The sequence below is a fragment of the Curtobacterium sp. BRD11 genome (assembly GCF_031844345.1).
GTDB lineage: Bacteria > Actinomycetota > Actinomycetes > Actinomycetales > Microbacteriaceae > Curtobacterium.
In genome coordinates this window covers 349,264-363,573 of record NZ_JAUZUZ010000001.1, presented here as the reverse complement: position 1 = coordinate 363,573, position 14,310 = coordinate 349,264, and the positions used below count along the sequence as shown (strand labels likewise).

At 71.4% G+C, this 14,310-nt stretch carries 9 protein-coding genes; 3 read left to right on the top strand and 6 right to left on the bottom strand.

Annotation, left to right across the window (positions count from 1 at the left end):
- Positions 1 to 15: 15 nt before the first annotated feature.
- On the top strand, positions 16 to 1,512 hold the full coding sequence (sucB, locus tag Q9R28_RS01620; RefSeq protein WP_251161045.1) for a 2-oxoglutarate dehydrogenase, E2 component, dihydrolipoamide succinyltransferase: 1,497 nt from the start codon (positions 16 to 18) through the stop codon (positions 1,510 to 1,512).
- Between the two features lie 146 nt (positions 1,513 to 1,658).
- Here sucB and Q9R28_RS01615 read toward each other — a convergent pair whose 3' ends face one another.
- Positions 1,659 to 2,597 (bottom strand): hypothetical protein, encoded by a 939-nt coding sequence (locus tag Q9R28_RS01615; protein WP_311205340.1) that lies wholly within the window; start codon positions 2,595 to 2,597, stop codon positions 1,659 to 1,661.
- A gap of 127 nt (positions 2,598 to 2,724) precedes the next feature.
- Between Q9R28_RS01615 and Q9R28_RS01610 the strand changes: the two genes are divergently transcribed.
- On the top strand, positions 2,725 to 3,438 hold the full coding sequence (locus Q9R28_RS01610) for a DUF4191 family protein (protein WP_058728606.1): 714 nt from the start codon (positions 2,725 to 2,727) through the stop codon (positions 3,436 to 3,438).
- A 364-nt stretch (positions 3,439 to 3,802) separates the two neighbouring features.
- Here Q9R28_RS01610 and Q9R28_RS01605 read toward each other — a convergent pair whose 3' ends face one another.
- Positions 3,803 to 4,273, bottom strand: coding sequence for an RDD family protein (locus Q9R28_RS01605; RefSeq protein ID WP_271826540.1), 471 nt, complete (start codon positions 4,271 to 4,273; stop codon positions 3,803 to 3,805).
- A 141-nt stretch (positions 4,274 to 4,414) separates the two neighbouring features.
- Between Q9R28_RS01605 and glnA the strand changes: the two genes are divergently transcribed.
- Entirely contained in the window at positions 4,415 to 5,839 is a 1,425-nt protein-coding gene (gene glnA / locus Q9R28_RS01600) for a type I glutamate--ammonia ligase (protein WP_111225920.1), read from the top strand.
- 383 nt (positions 5,840 to 6,222) lie between these two features.
- Here glnA and Q9R28_RS01595 read toward each other — a convergent pair whose 3' ends face one another.
- The 4 genes from Q9R28_RS01595 to Q9R28_RS01580 all read right to left on the bottom strand — a co-directional run bounded on the left by Q9R28_RS01595 (position 6,223) and on the right by Q9R28_RS01580 (position 14,297).
- Positions 6,223 to 7,647: a UDP-glucose/GDP-mannose dehydrogenase family protein gene (locus Q9R28_RS01595; protein ID WP_311205339.1), complete on the bottom strand. Its 1,425-nt coding sequence runs from the start codon at positions 7,645 to 7,647 to the stop codon at positions 6,223 to 6,225.
- Positions 7,644 to 9,224, bottom strand: a complete 1,581-nt coding sequence (locus Q9R28_RS01590; RefSeq protein WP_311205338.1) for a glycosyl hydrolase — start codon at positions 9,222 to 9,224, stop codon at positions 7,644 to 7,646. Before Q9R28_RS01590 ends, Q9R28_RS01595 begins: the two co-directional genes overlap by 4 nt.
- A complete protein-coding gene (locus tag Q9R28_RS01585; RefSeq protein ID WP_209682879.1) occupies positions 9,217 to 10,821 on the bottom strand; it encodes a glycosyltransferase family 2 protein in 1,605 nt (534 codons plus the stop codon). The genes Q9R28_RS01590 and Q9R28_RS01585 overlap by 8 nt, the downstream gene beginning before the upstream one ends.
- 503 nt (positions 10,822 to 11,324) lie before the next feature.
- A complete protein-coding gene (locus Q9R28_RS01580; protein ID WP_066654030.1) occupies positions 11,325 to 14,297 on the bottom strand; it encodes a bifunctional [glutamine synthetase] adenylyltransferase/[glutamine synthetase]-adenylyl-L-tyrosine phosphorylase in 2,973 nt (990 codons plus the stop codon).
- Positions 14,298 to 14,310 lie beyond the last annotated feature (13 nt).

Sequence of the window (14,310 nt, the reverse complement as noted above, 5' to 3'; positions counted from 1 at the left end):
ACAGGAGCCCACCCGATGAGCGAATCCGTCAACCTCCCGGCGCTCGGCGAGAGCGTCACCGAGGGCACGGTCACCCGATGGCTGAAGAACGTCGGTGACCGCGTCGAGGTCGACGAGCCGCTGCTCGAAGTCTCGACCGACAAGGTCGACACCGAGATCCCGTCGCCGATCGCCGGCGTCGTCGAGGAGATCCTCGTCCAGGAGGACGAGACCGTCGAGGTCGGCACCGCGCTGGTGAAGATCGGCGACGGGTCCGGATCGGACTCCGGTTCGTCGGACGACCAGGGTGCGGACCAGGACGCCGCAGCCGCCGAGGAGAGCGAGCCCGAGACGGCTCCGAGCACCGAGCAGGGCGAGGAGCAGAAGGCTCCGGAGCCGCAGCAGGCCGAGCCGGCGCCCGGTGGCCAGACGCAGCCCGCCGCCCCGCAGGCACCGTCGGCTCCGCCCGTCCCGCAGGCCGCTCCGGTCCCGCCGCCCGCCGCCGTGCCGGCAGCGGTCCCCGCGCCCGCCGCGGCTCCGGCTCCGGCCGCTGCTCCGGCGCCGGCCGCAGCCGGTTCCACCGCGTCGGCGTCGGTGCCGAACCCGAACCAGGACGCGTCGGCCTCCGGCTACGTCACCCCGCTGGTGCGCAAGCTCGCCAACGAGCAGGGCGTCGACCTGTCGACGGTCTCCGGCTCCGGGGTCGGTGGCCGCATCCGCAAGGAGGACGTGCTCGCCGCCGCCGCGAAGGCGTCGTCCGCCGGTTCGTCGGCTCCGGCCGCCGCGGCGTCCGGCCCGTTCGTGGCCGAGACCTCGCCGCTCCGCGGCACGCGCGAGAAGATGACGCGCCTCCGCAAGGTGGTCGCCGAGCGCGCCGTGCAGTCGATGACCTCGACCGCACAGCTCACCAGCGTCGTCGAGGTCGACGTCACGAAGGTCGCGCAGTTCCGCGACGCGAACAAGGCCGAGTTCCTCGAGAAGACCGGTTCGAAGCTCAGCTTCATGCCGTTCTTCGCCCTCGCGGCGTCCGAGGCGCTCAAGGCCCACCCGAAGATCAACTCCACGGTCGAGGGCGACGAGATCGTCTACCCGGACCACGAGAACGTGTCGATCGCGGTGGACACCGAGCGCGGCCTGCTCACCCCGGTGATCAAGGACGCGTCGGGGCTCTCGCTCGCCGACTTCTCGAAGGCGATCGCGGACCTGGCCGAGCGCACGCGCAACAACCAGCTCAAGCCGGACGAGCTCGCGGGTGGCACCTTCACACTGACCAACACCGGTTCGCGCGGCGCGCTGTTCGACACCCCCGTGGTGTTCCTGCCGCAGTCGGCGATCCTCGGCACGGGCATCGTCACCAAGCGTCCGGCGGTCGTGAAGGTCGACGGGCAGGAGGCGATCGCCGTCCGTTCGTTCGTCTACCTCGCGCTGTCGTACGACCACCGGATCATCGACGGCGCCGACGCGTCGCGGTACCTCGTCGCGGTGAAGAACCGCCTCGAGGAGGGCAACTTCGGCCCGAACCTCGGCTACTGAGTCGTCGCTCCGATCCGCACCGGACGGCCCCGGTCCCCTCGTGGGACCGGGGCCGTCCGGCGTTCCACCGGGAGCGGCGGAGCCGGCCCGGTGCGTCGCGGGCCGGGGCCGTCCGGCGATCCTGCGGCCGCGGACGCGGGGCACGGTCAGCGCAGACCGGTCGCTGCGGTCACGAGACCACCCGCGACCACCGTGCCGACGAGGACGTGCCGGACCGGCACTCGGCGCTCCCGTCCCAGGGGGATCCCCCGCTCGACCAGGTCACGCACCACCCGGGCGACCGAGCCGATCGCGTCCGTGGTGTCGTCCGGCAGACGCCCGACGCCGACGGGCTCCTCGTCGGGGAAGGCCAGGCCCGGTCTGCTCCAGCGCACGGGTCGGGGTGGCGCGACTCCGACGACGAGGTCGAGCGCGTCCGAGATCGTCCGAGCGTCCCCGTCCCGCGCGGCGTCGAGGACCGGGTCGAGCGTGCTGCGGGCGGGAGACCGCGCGTCGACACGGTCCCACACGGAACGGGCGGCGGTCACGAGCTGGCGGGCGCCGTCGAGGTCACGGGGAGACGGGAGCGGGTGCGCCGGCGGCGTGCACGCGACCCGCGAGGAGGCTGCTGCTGCCTCGGCCCGAGCGACCGGCGTCGACCGGGACAGGGCTCTGGTGGCAGGAGCCGTCGCCCGGGCGTCCGCACCGGGATCGGCCGACGTGCGTGTCGTGCAGGCGACCGACGCCCCGGGAGGACGGTCTTCGACGACGATTGCTCCCGCTTCGTCGACGCGCACGGCGCCGAAGGGGACGACTCCGAGCACGACCGCACCCGATCGTGCCCGCGCAGCGAGTTCGAGCAGGGGCACCGTCAGGGTGACCGCCACGCCCTCGGTCGGCGTGCCGAGTGCCTCCAGTGCGTCCTCGAGCGCGCGGGTCGACGGGTCGAGGACCTCGGCGGCGAGGTGGCCCTGCGGGCACCTGCCGACCCGGGTCACCGGAACGAGGTGCGGGCCGGCGCTGGCGGCGCGGTCGGCGACCCACCCCGAGAAGTCGGCGGGGTCCTGTGCACCGCACCACCGTCTGCTGCCCGCTGTCGTCGTCATGGTGACGAGCTTCACGGACGCCGGACGGGCCCCCCGGCCGGCGTGCGGTACCTGTGGACGGCGACGTTCGCCCACAGCCTGGGCACCAGCGGTCTGCGAGCGATGGTCGAGGCCGTATCCTGGTCGCATGGCACGCAGCACTCCCCAAGCAACGACGGCGAAGGAGCCGGGTCGTCTCAAGCAGATGTACCAGGTCTTCACCATGACCCGTCGGGCCGACCCGAAGTCCGTCTGGTGGTTCCTGCTGGCGTTCGTCGGCCCCGTCGTCGCGGGTGTCCTGCTCGCGCTGCTCCTGCCGGGCCAGAACTGGCTCGCGATCACGCTGTGGATCGTGGCCGGCGTGCTGCTCGGTGTGCTGCTCTTCCTCATCGTCCTCGGTCGGCTCGCGGAGCGTGCCGCCTACTCGCAGATCGCCGGGCAGCCGGGCGCCGTCGGCGCCGTGCTCTCGAACTCGCTCCGGCGCCAGTGGCGTTCGAGCGAGATGCCCGTCGCCGTGCACGGCCGGTCGCAGGCCGCGGTCTACCGCGCGGTCGGCACCCCCGGCGTGGTCCTCATCACCGAGGGGCAGCGGGGCAACCTCAAGCGCCAGGTGGACGAGGAGCGCCGCAAGGTCCAGCGCATCGTCCCGAACGTCCCCGTGCACGTGGTCCACGTCGACGACGACGAGGACGGCGTGACGCTGCACAAGCTCCCGCGGGCGATGAACAAGTACAAGAAGGCACTCAACCGCAACGAGGTCCTGGCGGTCGCGAACCGTCTGGACTCCCTCACGCACAGCCCGGCGGCTGCGATCCCCAAGGGCATGGACCCGATGCGTGCGCGCGCCGGGCGTCCGCGCTGATCGTCTCCCCCGCGCTCCGAGCGACGACGCCCCCGACCGTGCCAGGTCGGGGGCGTCGCTGCGTGCGAGGCGCGTGCTCCTCGTGACTGTGGTCTCGTCGGAGCGCCGAGCTTGCCGGTGGTGCTGACAGGCAGAACGACACCGCCGCTGTCGTACGACAGCGATCTCGTCGTTCTCCCCCCGCCGCCGGGCGACCGCGGGCTGAACGACACCGCCGCTGTCGTGCGACAGCGATCTCGTCGCTCCGCCCGTACCCGCCGGACGACCCGCGGGCAGAACGACACCGCCGCTGTCGTACGACGTCGACGATGTCGTTGCGCGTCGTTCGCACGCCTCCGGCTCCGCGCGCGTCCGGCCGCGCCGGTCAGCGCCGGACGAGCACCGTCCCCGCGATGCGGTCGTGCGCACCACGGCTGTCACGGTCGATGATGAGCGCCGGGACGACCAGGCAGAGCAGCACGGTGCGGACGATCGGTCGCCACACCCCGACGTAGCCGCCGCGGATCGGGACGACCCGCAGGCCGACGCACACGTGACCGAAGGAGCCCGACAGCGTGCAGATGAACAGGACCTGCAGCACCGCGAAGATCGCGAGCTGGATCCACGTGTGCGCGATGTCGCCGGATCCCTCGAGCGGCGACCACACGCCGGTGACGTACGCCACGAGGTCGGCCAGGATGCCGTCGATGAGCAGCCCGACGACCCGGCGACCGATGCGGCCGACGCTGCGCGGCCCGTCCTCGGGGAGCCCGAGGTCCTTGCCCGGCCACCCGTCCGGGTGCTCCCCACCGGGGTGTGCGGACGACGCCGAGGGCGGGGTGGTGCTGCGGGCCATGCTCCAAGGGTAGGCGATTCCGTGCCCGTAACACGCACGAAACAATGCAGTCATGTCCGGGAAACCCGGTGTCAATAGCCTCGTCGGAGGGTGCACCCGCGGCACCTCCGACATCACCTACCCCCCAGGAGATCGACACACATGTTCAGCGATTCCTCCGAGGTGCTCGCCTTCATCAAGGACACGGACGTCAAGTTCCTCGACATCCGCTTCACGGACCTGCCCGGTGTCCAGCAGCACTTCAACATCCCGGCGTCGACGGTCGACGAGGACTTCTTCTCGGTCGGACAGCTCTTCGACGGCTCCTCGATCCGCGGCTTCGCGTCGATCCACGAGTCGGACATGCAGCTCATCCCGGACGTGACGACGGCGTACATCGACCAGTTCCGCGCCGAGCGCACGCTGATCATGATCTTCGACATCTACAACCCGCGGAACGGCGAGATCTACGGCCGCGACCCGCGCCAGGTGGCGAAGAAGGCCGAGAAGTACCTCGCATCGACGGGCATCGCGGACACCGCGTTCTTCGCGCCCGAGGCCGAGTTCTACATCTTCGACGACGTCCGCTACTCGGTGACCCAGAACAAGTCGTTCTACTCGGTCGACTCGGAAGAGGGCGCCTGGAACACCGGCCGCGAGGAAGAGGGCGGCAACCTCGCCAACAAGACCCCCTACAAGGGCGGGTACTTCCCGGTCTCCCCCGTCGACAAGACGGCCGACCTGCGCGACGACATCACGCTCAAGCTGATCGAGGCGGGCTTCGAGCTCGAGCGCTCGCACCACGAGGTGGGCACCGGCGGCCAGCAGGAGATCAACTACAAGTTCGACACGATGGTCCACGCCGCGGACGACATCCTGAAGTTCAAGTACATCGTCAAGAACACGGCCGACCAGTGGGGCAAGGTCGCCACGTTCATGCCGAAGCCGCTGTTCGGCGACAACGGCTCGGGCATGCACACCCACCAGTCGCTCTGGAGCGACGGCAAGCCGCTGTTCTACGACGAGAACGGCTACGGCGGCCTCTCGGACGTCGCGCGCTGGTACATCGGTGGCATCCTGAAGCACGCCCCGGCGCTGCTCGCCTTCACGAACCCGTCGATCAACTCCTACCACCGTCTGGTCAAGGGGTTCGAGGCTCCGGTCAACCTGGTCTACTCGGCCGGCAACCGCTCCGCCGCGATCCGCATCCCGATCACGGGCACGAACCCGAAGGCGAAGCGCATCGAGTTCCGCGCGCCGGACGCCTCGGGCAACCCGTACCTCGCCTTCGCTGCGCAGCTGATGGCCGGCCTCGACGGCATCCAGAACCGCATCGAGCCGCACGAGCCGGTGGACAAGGACCTGTACGAGCTCCCGCCGGAGGAGGCCAAGGGCATCCCGCAGGTGCCGGGCTCCCTCGACGAGGCGCTCGAGGCGCTCGAGGCGGACCACGAGTTCCTCACGAAGGGCAACGTCTTCACCGAGGACCTCATCCAGACGTGGATCGACTACAAGCGTGAGAACGAGATCCTCCCGCTCGCGCAGCGTCCGCACCCGTTCGAGTACGAGCTGTACTTCGGCGTCTGATCTGCGCTGACACCACGAAGGCCCCGCACCGGTTCCGGTGCGGGGCCTTCTGCGTGCGGGGCGCGTCGTGCCGTCGTGGTGACCGCCTGGAGGCCCGGTGCCGGTCCGGCGGACCGACACCGGGCCTCCAGACAGTCGCCTGCTGTGCGCCCGTTCCTTCCCGTGACGCGCGCGATGGCGGGCGGGAACGGGCGTATCTGGTCGGAACGAACCACCTGGTACGCCCGGAAGGACCAGGCGCGCCCGGAAGGAGCAGGTACGCCCGGAGGGACCAGCCACGCCCGGAAGGACCAGGTACGCCCGGAAGGACGAGGTACGCCCGGACACACAGGAGCGGGGTCCCTGCCGCCCCCGGCACAGACCCCGCTCCTGCGCGGTGACGACTAGCGCGCTGCGGCCAGCACGTCGTTCGACCCCGCCGCCACGCTCACGGCCGAGCTCGCGACCGGTGTGGGCCGCCCCAGGGAGCGGACGGACCACCCGGCCTCGACCCAGTCGGCGACCGGGAGGCAGTTGCGGGCGTCGATGACGGTGCGACGGCCGACGATGCCGCCGAGCGACACCGGCGACGCCTGCACGATCTCGTCCCACTCCGTCAGGACGAGCACCACGTCCGCACCCTCGACCGCGTCCTCCTTCGTCGCCGCGTAGGACAGCGTCGGGAAGGAGCGACGAGCGGTCTCGTTCGCCTCCGGGTCCCACAGCGTGACCTGCGCGCCGCGGAGGTGCAGCGCCGCAGCGACGTTGAGCGCCGGCGAGTCCCGGACGTCGTCGGTGAGGGGCTTGAACGCGGCTCCGACCACGGCCACGCGGCGGTTCAGCACGGAACCCCCGAGCGCCTCGATCGTCATGTCGATGACCCGTTCGCGCTGCCCCATGTTGATCTCGTCGACCTGCTGCATCAGTCCGACGACCCGACCGGCGCCGATCTCGTTCGCACGGTGCATGAGCGCACGGATGTCCTTCGGCAGGCAGCCGCCGCCGAAGCCGAGCCCGGCGTTCAGGAACTTGCGCCCGATGCGGACGTCGTGCCCGAGAGCGTCGGCGAGCGTGGTGACGTCGGCACCGGTGATGGCGCACATCTCGGAGATCGCGTTGATGAAGGAGATCTTCGTCGCGAGGAACGCGTTCGCGCTGACCTTCACGAGCTCGGCGGTCGCGAGGTCCGTCGTGATGACCGGCGTGCCCTCGGCGATCGGTACCGCGTAGACCTCGCGGATCACCGCGTCCGCCGCCGCCGACGCGCCGCCCCAGACCAGACGGTCGGGGTGCAAGGTGTCGTCGACGGCCTTGCCCTCGCGGAGGAACTCCGGGTTCCAGACGAGCTCCGCCTGGATGCCGGACGGGCTGAACTCGCGAACGATCCCGCGCAGTCGCTCCGCCGTCCCGACGGGCACCGTGGACTTGCCGACGATGAGCCCCGGGTGGGTGAGGTGCTCCGCGACACCGCGGGTGGCGGCCTCGACGTAGGTCAGGTTCGCAGCGTGCGACCCGGCCTTCTGCGGCGTCCCGACGCAGACGAAGTGGACGTCCGCGGCGGCGACGGCCTCGGCCAGGTCGGCGGTGAACCGGAGCTTCCCGGTGGCGACGTGCTTCGTGATGAGCTCGGGCAGGCCGGGCTCGTAGAACGGCACCTCGCCGGCGGACAGGGCGGCGAGCTTCGCGGGGTCGACGTCCACGCCGATGGTCTCGAAGCCCATCTCGGCCATGGCGGCCGCGTGGGTGGCGCCGAGGTATCCGGTGCCGATGACACTGATGACGGGAGCCGGCCGCACGTCGGCGGCGTCGGTCTTCTTCTGAGCGGTCACTGCTTGACCTCCTGCAGGTCGTAGTCGGTGTCGGTGCGGGCGATGCCCTCGGCGAAGGTCGCCAGGCTGTCGGCGCGGGAGTCGAGGCGCCAGTCGTTCGTGGTGCGGGCGCCGTCGACGATGGTGGTGGCCACCTGGCTGAAGTACGCGAAGCCGATGACGTCGCGGTTGGCGGGGTCGGCGAGGGCGTCGAAGAGCGAGTCGATCCACTGCGACTTCTGGCTGTCCGAGACGCTGCCGCCGGTCTCGGTGGCGCCGATCTCGTTGAGCAGGACGTGCTTGCCCGGCGCGACCTGCCGGAGCTGCGCGAGGGTCGCTCCGAAGGTGTTCTGGAAGGTGGGCTGCTCGGTGGCCGTGCGGTAGTAGCCGCTCATGCCGACCCAGTCGACGTAGTCGGCGCCCGGGTAGTACTGCCGCATGTAGTCGAGCGTCTGGTACTTCGGGTTGCCGAGCTTGTCGATGCGCGACGGCGACCAGTTCCAGATGACGTAGTCGTTCGCTCCGTTGGCCTGGAAGACGTCGTGCACGTGCTGCCACATGGCGACGTACGACCCCGGCGCGTTCTGCTGCTTCGACCCCTCGGACCAGTTGTACCACTGGCCGTTCATCTCGTGGTCGAGGCGGATGACGACGGGCATCCCGTTCGCCTTCAGCGCCCTCGCGTAGGACGCGAGGTAGTCGTCGAACTTCCCGGAGACGATGTCCTGGTTCGTGTAGCCCGCGACGTACGGCTGGTCGTTCCCGGTCTTCGCGGGCACGGTCTCCCACGTCATCATCGGCAGGCGGCCGTTCGCCCACGACCGCTGGACGGCGCTGGCATTGAAGTCCTGGTCGAACCCCTGGAAGTAGCCCACCATGTTCGTGGCCCGGCCGACCTCCTGCGAGACGCGGTCGTACTCGGCCCAGTTGAAGGGCGACTGCGTCGTGTAGAGCCCGTACCAGCGGGACTGCTGACCGAGGATCTGCGCCTTGGTCGGGGTCGTGATCGGTTCGGACGCGACCGGGTCCTTCGACGGGCCCGCGGTCCCGCCCTGCCCGTCGGAGGCGCCCGAGCCCGAGCCCGAGCCCGCGCCCGAACCGGAGTCGGAGCCCCCGCCCGAGCCGGCGCCGGAGTCGGAGTCGCCGGCGGCCGTCCCCGCAGCGCTCCCGCTCGGACCGGACCCGCCGGAGGAACCCGCCGGGCCCGCCCCCCCGGCGGACGCCTTGCCGCCGCTCGTCGCAGCGCCGAGGTCGGACTGCAGCGAGGCGATCTGCGCCTTCAGGCGGGTGATCTCCTCGGCCCGCGACCCGGCCTGCGCTCCCGAGGAGTCGAGCTTGCCCTCGAGCTTCCAGATGGTCTGCTGCGCCGCGTCGAGCTTCGCGCTGAGTTCGGCGGCGGTGGGCTGCTTCGCCTTCGGCGGGGTGACGCCGAGGGCGGTCTGCACCGCGCTCGACACCGGGCCGGCCGGCGACACCCACACGGTCCAGGTGATCAGGCCGAGCACCAGGACGATCGCGACCGTACCGATCGCGGTGCGACGGGCGTGCTTGCTCGACTGGGCCCACCACGTGCTGGTGGAACGGATGAGGTCAGACAATGAGGAACGCCTCCAGTGCGAGGATCGCGAACCCGATGAGGTACGGGATCGCGGCGTACGGGTTGCGACGGCGGGCCTTCGCCGACGCCGGACGGACAGGCGCGGCGGGGGCCGCAGCGGCCGCCGCCGCCGATCGCCGGGTGGCGAGGACCGTCGCGGTCGAGTTGGTCGTGGCGTCGGCGCCGAAGAGCTCGTCGAACGCGCGGTCGGCCGCGGCCTGGTCGCCGACGTCGACCCGGGACCGGGCGACGTCGGTGCGGTCCGCCGGTGGCAGCCCGGCGTCGACCGGGCTGACCGGCGTGCCGGTGGCGGTCGGCTGGACGGCGGCCGCCGGGTCCTCCTCCATCGGACCACCGGCGTACGCCCCGGCGCGGGTCCCCCACCCGGACGCGTGCGCCAGTCGGAAGAAGCCGATGAGCCGGATCGGCATGAGGAAGAACGTCGACACGATGATGAACATCGGCAGCCGGAAGAAGTCGCTCGGCTTCTCGGCGAGGTGGCGCATCTGGCGGACCGCCATGCTCAGCACGCTGGAGACGACCATGAGCCCGGCGACGTAGACGAAGCCCGTCGAGAAGCCGTACTGCTGCAGGATGCCCTGGTACAGGTTCTCGCCCTGCCCGGTCACCGCGCGGTAGATCCAGCCGGCGATCACGCCGAAGAGCATGAACGGCAGGATGATGTCGGTGAGGAAGAACACCGCCAGGATCGGCGCGTGACCGAGCATCCACGGGAGCATGCGCAGCGTGTTGTACTGCGAGCCGCGGGCCCAGCGCAGTTGCTGCTTGAACAGCTTCTTCACCTGCAGCGGTGCGTCCGTGTAGACCAGCGACGTGTACTGGTAGACGGTCCGGTAGCCCTCCTTGAGGGTCAGGTTCGTCAGGGTGCGGTCGTCGGACACCTCGAGGAAGACGCCCATGAACTCCTCGTGCATGAACCGGTCCATGACACGGGCGAGGATGTTCCGGCGGAAGGCGATGGTGCGCCCGGGCAGGCACCCGATCTGGCCGAGCACGCTCTGCGCCGGCATCGAGTAGAGCGCCCGCGAGTTCTCGAGCCAGTCGGCCCACCGGGTGATCCACGAGCGCGTCGGCTCGAGGATGCGCTGGCGGGTGGTGACCCCGCCGACGGACTCGTCGGCGAAGGGCTTGAGCAGCTCGGAGAGCGTCCCCGGGGTCCACACCGTGTCCGAGTCGACGAGCACGGTGATGTCGCCCGTCGACATCTCGGTGCCGACCTTGACGGCGTTGCGCTTGCCCGGGATCGGCGTGTGGGTCCAGCGGACGAGCGGGGCGAACTCGTCGCAGACCTGCTCCAGCGCCTCGTTCCTCGCGCCGTTGATGACGACGATGATCTCGCCCGGCCCCTGCTCGACCATGCGGCCGATCACGTCACGGAAGAGGTCGATCGGCTCGTCGACGACGGGGACGACCACGCTGGTCGTCCCGACGAAGGTGCCGGTGTAGGGGCGGTAGCGGGCGGACAGGACGACCTTGAGCAGCCAGAGCAACCAGATCACCGCGGAGTACACGGCGAACAGGTAGAACTCGGGGTGCCCTTCGACCATCTGCCGGATCTGCAGAATGAAGGTGAACATCGATCCCTGCTTCAACGTTCGAGGTGGGGATTCCGCTTCATCGAGGAACCGTGGGCGGTTCGGGTGAGCCCATTGAGGCAGAAGCTGGGTGCCACCGCAACGCGACCCCTGTCCGGGGGTGTTTCCAGGAGGTCACGGGGTACAACGCAGTCCCCCTCGCGGCAGACCGCGGCTGTCCGCACTGCTGCTGACAGCAGGAATGTGGACCGGTCCACCGCCGTCCGGAGCGCAACAGCAGCCGATGACGGCCCGGGAGGCGGGGCTACTCAGTGTAGGAAACCCCAGGTCGAAGGGCACGTACCCCCGTCCGGGGGGTGCCTGGTCGGGGCCGCTGCTGCCCCGGTCCGCAGCCCCCGATCACGGTCCGGTCACGACGGGTGGGCCCGTGCCGGTCGGGGTACAGCGCGGCAGCCGTCGGGGGACGGCGGACGACATCAGGAATTCATCGACGACGACGTGTCACGTTCCCCCGCGGACGTCGGTCCGGGCGTGTCGCCCCACCCTCAGGCGCCGTAGAACTCCCGCTCGAAGACCTGGCGAGCGCGCCGTGTGACGCCGAGGTAGTCGTCCTCGAGCCGGGACGCCGATCCGGGCGGGTACTCCATCAGGCGCGCGATGCCCTCGAGCTGCACCCGGTCGACGGGCAGCACGTCGGTCGTCTTCCCGGACCAGAGCACGAGGGCGCTCCGGGTGCGGGACGCGAAGCGCCAGGCGGCGCCGAGGCGGTCGGCGTCCTCCGCCGCGACGAGCCCGGCGGCGGTGGCGGCGTCGAGCGCCTCGAGCGTCGAGGTGGTCCGGAGCCCGGGCACCGTCGTCGCGTGCTGCAGCTGCAGCAGCTGCACGAACCACTCCACGTCGCTGAGGGACCCGCGGCCGAGCTTCAGGTGCCGCGCTGGGTCGGCTCCGCGTGGCAGCCGCTCGGACTCGACGCGGGCCTTGATGCGCCGGACCTCGCGGACCGCCTGCTCGTCGATGTGCTCCGGGTACCGGGTCCGGTCCGCCAGGTGCTCGAAGTCCCGCAGGAGTCCGTCGTCGCCGACGGCACCACGGGCCCGGAGGAGTGCCTGCGCCTCCCACGTCAACGACCACCGGGCGTAGTACGCGCCGTACGACTCGAGCGTCCGCACCACCGGTCCGTTCTTCCCCTCCGGACGCAGGTCGATGTCGAGCTCGAACGGGTGGATGGCGTCGTCGGTCAGCCGCGACAGCTCACGGACGATGCGCTGCGCCGCCCGCGAGGCCTGCTCCGACTCGAGGCCCTCCGGCGCCCGGTACACGTAGAGCACGTCGGCGTCGGACCCGAAGCCGAGCTCCCGGCCACCGAAGCGTCCCATCGCGACGATGCCGAACGCGAGGCCCTCGGGAGCGTCCCGCCGCGCGAGGGTGAGCGCTCCGGTCAGGGTCGCCTCGGAGACGTCGGACAGCGCCGGACCGAGTGCGTCCACGTCGAGGTGGCCCAGCACTGCGGCCATGCCGAGCCGGAGCGTCTCGCGACGTCGGGCGGACCGGACGAGGGCGGCGGCACCGTCGACGTCGTCACCGTGTCGGGCGGTCGTCGCGGCGTGTTCGGCGAGCAGGGACGCCAGCGGTCGGGGCCGGAGGAGCGTCTCCGGTTCGTCGAGCCACGCGACCGCTTCGGGGAAGCGCTCGAGCAACCCGGCGAGGAACGCCGACTCGGACAGCACGGTCGTCAGGGAGTGCGCGGCGCCCGACGAGTCGCGGAGCATGCGGAGGAACCAGCTCGACTCCCCCAGCGTGTCGCTGAGGCGCCGGAACGCCAGGAGCGCCCGGTCCGGAGCCGGCCCCTCGGCCATCCACCGCAGGAGCACGGGGAGCAGGTTGCGCTGGATCGCGGCCCGCCGGCTCGTGCCCTGCGTGAGCGCGCGGATGTGGCCGAGCGCGCCCGAGGGGTCCGCGAAGCCGATCGCGCCGAGGCGGTCGGCCGCCTGGTCGTTCGTCAGGACGATGTCACCGTCGGTCGCGGCCACCGCCGAGAGCAGCGGTCGGTAGAAGAGCCGCTCGTGGAGCCCGCGGACCTCGAGCTTCACGCCGCGCCACCGCTGCTCGAGCGCCGACGCCGAGGTCGCGAGCCCGGTCGAGCGTGCGAGCACCCGGAGCTCGTCCTCGTCGGAGGGCATGAGGTGCGTGCGCTGCAGTCGTCGGAGCTGGATGCGGTGCTCGAGGAGGCGCAGCAGGGCGTAGTCGGGGCCGAAGCGTGCGGCCTCGGGTCGGCCCACGTACCCGGCGGCGGCCAGGGCGTCCATCGCCTCGAGCGTCGAGCGGACCCGCACGGTGTCGTCGTCGCGGCCGTGCACGAGCTGCAGGAGCTGCACGGTGAACTCGACGTCACGCAGCCCGCCCGGCCCGAGCTTGATCTGCCGGTCGACCTCGTCGTCCGGGATGTGCTCGGTGACGCGTTCCCGCATCCGCTGCACCGACTCGACGAACCCGGGCCGGCCGGCGGAACTCCAGACGAACGGGGCGACCGCTGCGGCGTAGCGCTCCCCCAGGTCCCGACTGCCGGCGATCGGCCGCGCCTTGAGCAGCGCCTGGAACTCCCACCCCTTCGCCCAGCGCTCGTAGTACGCCACGTGCGAGTCGAGCGTCCGGACGAGCGCGCCGTCCTTGCCCTCCGGCCGCAGGTTGGCGTCGACCTCCCACAGTGCCGGTTCGGCCGCGAGGTCGGTGATGGCGTGCGTCGCCGCGATCGCCAGCCGCGTCGCGATGAGGACGGCGCGGTCGGTTCCGACGCCGGAGCCGGTCTCGTCGTCACGGGTCGACTCGGTGACGAAGATGACGTCGACGTCGCTGACGTAGTTGAGCTCGCGTGCGCCGGCCTTCCCCATGCCGATCACGGCGAGCGGGGTGGCCTCGACGTCGGCGGCGGGGAACGGGACCTCGCGCCGGGCGACGGCGACCGCCGCCTCGAGCGCCGCGCCGGCCAGGTCGGCGAGCCCCGCGGCGACCGCCGGGAACGCCTCGGTCGGGGCGGGGTGCAGCACGTCGAACAGGGCGATCTGCGCCAGGTGCCGCCGGTAGCGCACCCGCAGCCGGAGGCGGGCGTCCTCACCGGTGGCGTCCGCGACCGCGTCGGCCAGCGACTCCGTGTACGCCTCCTGCGACCACGGCGGGGTGACCGGCTCGAGCAGCAGCGCGATCTCCGCCGGACGACGGTGGAGGAACTCCCCGAGCCCCGTCGACGCACCGAGCAACCGGACGAGCCGCTCGGTGGCCGCCCGGTCCGCCAGGACCGGCCGCAGCTCGTCCGGCGCACGCTCGAGGAGCCGCTCGAGCAGCCGGAGCGCACCGTCGGGATCGGCCGTGGACTCCCACAGGGCCGGGGCGTCGGCGACCGGCACCCGTAGGTCGGGGCCGAACCGGGCCTCCAGGCCGGCGATCCGCTCCAGGCTCTCCGACAGCTCCGCGAAGCCCAGGCGGGCCATCTCGGAACGGGACGTCTTCGTCCGACCGGTCATGGGTGGCGCACCG

Coding starts and splice junctions, on each gene's coding strand:
- sucB (WP_251161045.1), top strand. CDS start 16: ATGAGCGAATCCGTCAACCTCCCGGCGCTCGGCGAGAGCGTCACCGAG.
- Q9R28_RS01615 (WP_311205340.1), bottom strand. CDS start 2,597: ATGACGACGACAGCGGGCAGCAGACGGTGGTGCGGTGCACAGGACCCC.
- Q9R28_RS01610 (WP_058728606.1), top strand. CDS start 2,725: ATGGCACGCAGCACTCCCCAAGCAACGACGGCGAAGGAGCCGGGTCGT.
- Q9R28_RS01605 (WP_271826540.1), bottom strand. CDS start 4,273: ATGGCCCGCAGCACCACCCCGCCCTCGGCGTCGTCCGCACACCCCGGT.
- glnA (WP_111225920.1), top strand. CDS start 4,415: ATGTTCAGCGATTCCTCCGAGGTGCTCGCCTTCATCAAGGACACGGAC.
- Q9R28_RS01585 (WP_209682879.1), bottom strand. CDS start 10,821: ATGTTCACCTTCATTCTGCAGATCCGGCAGATGGTCGAAGGGCACCCC.
- Q9R28_RS01580 (WP_066654030.1), bottom strand. CDS start 14,297: ATGACCGGTCGGACGAAGACGTCCCGTTCCGAGATGGCCCGCCTGGGC.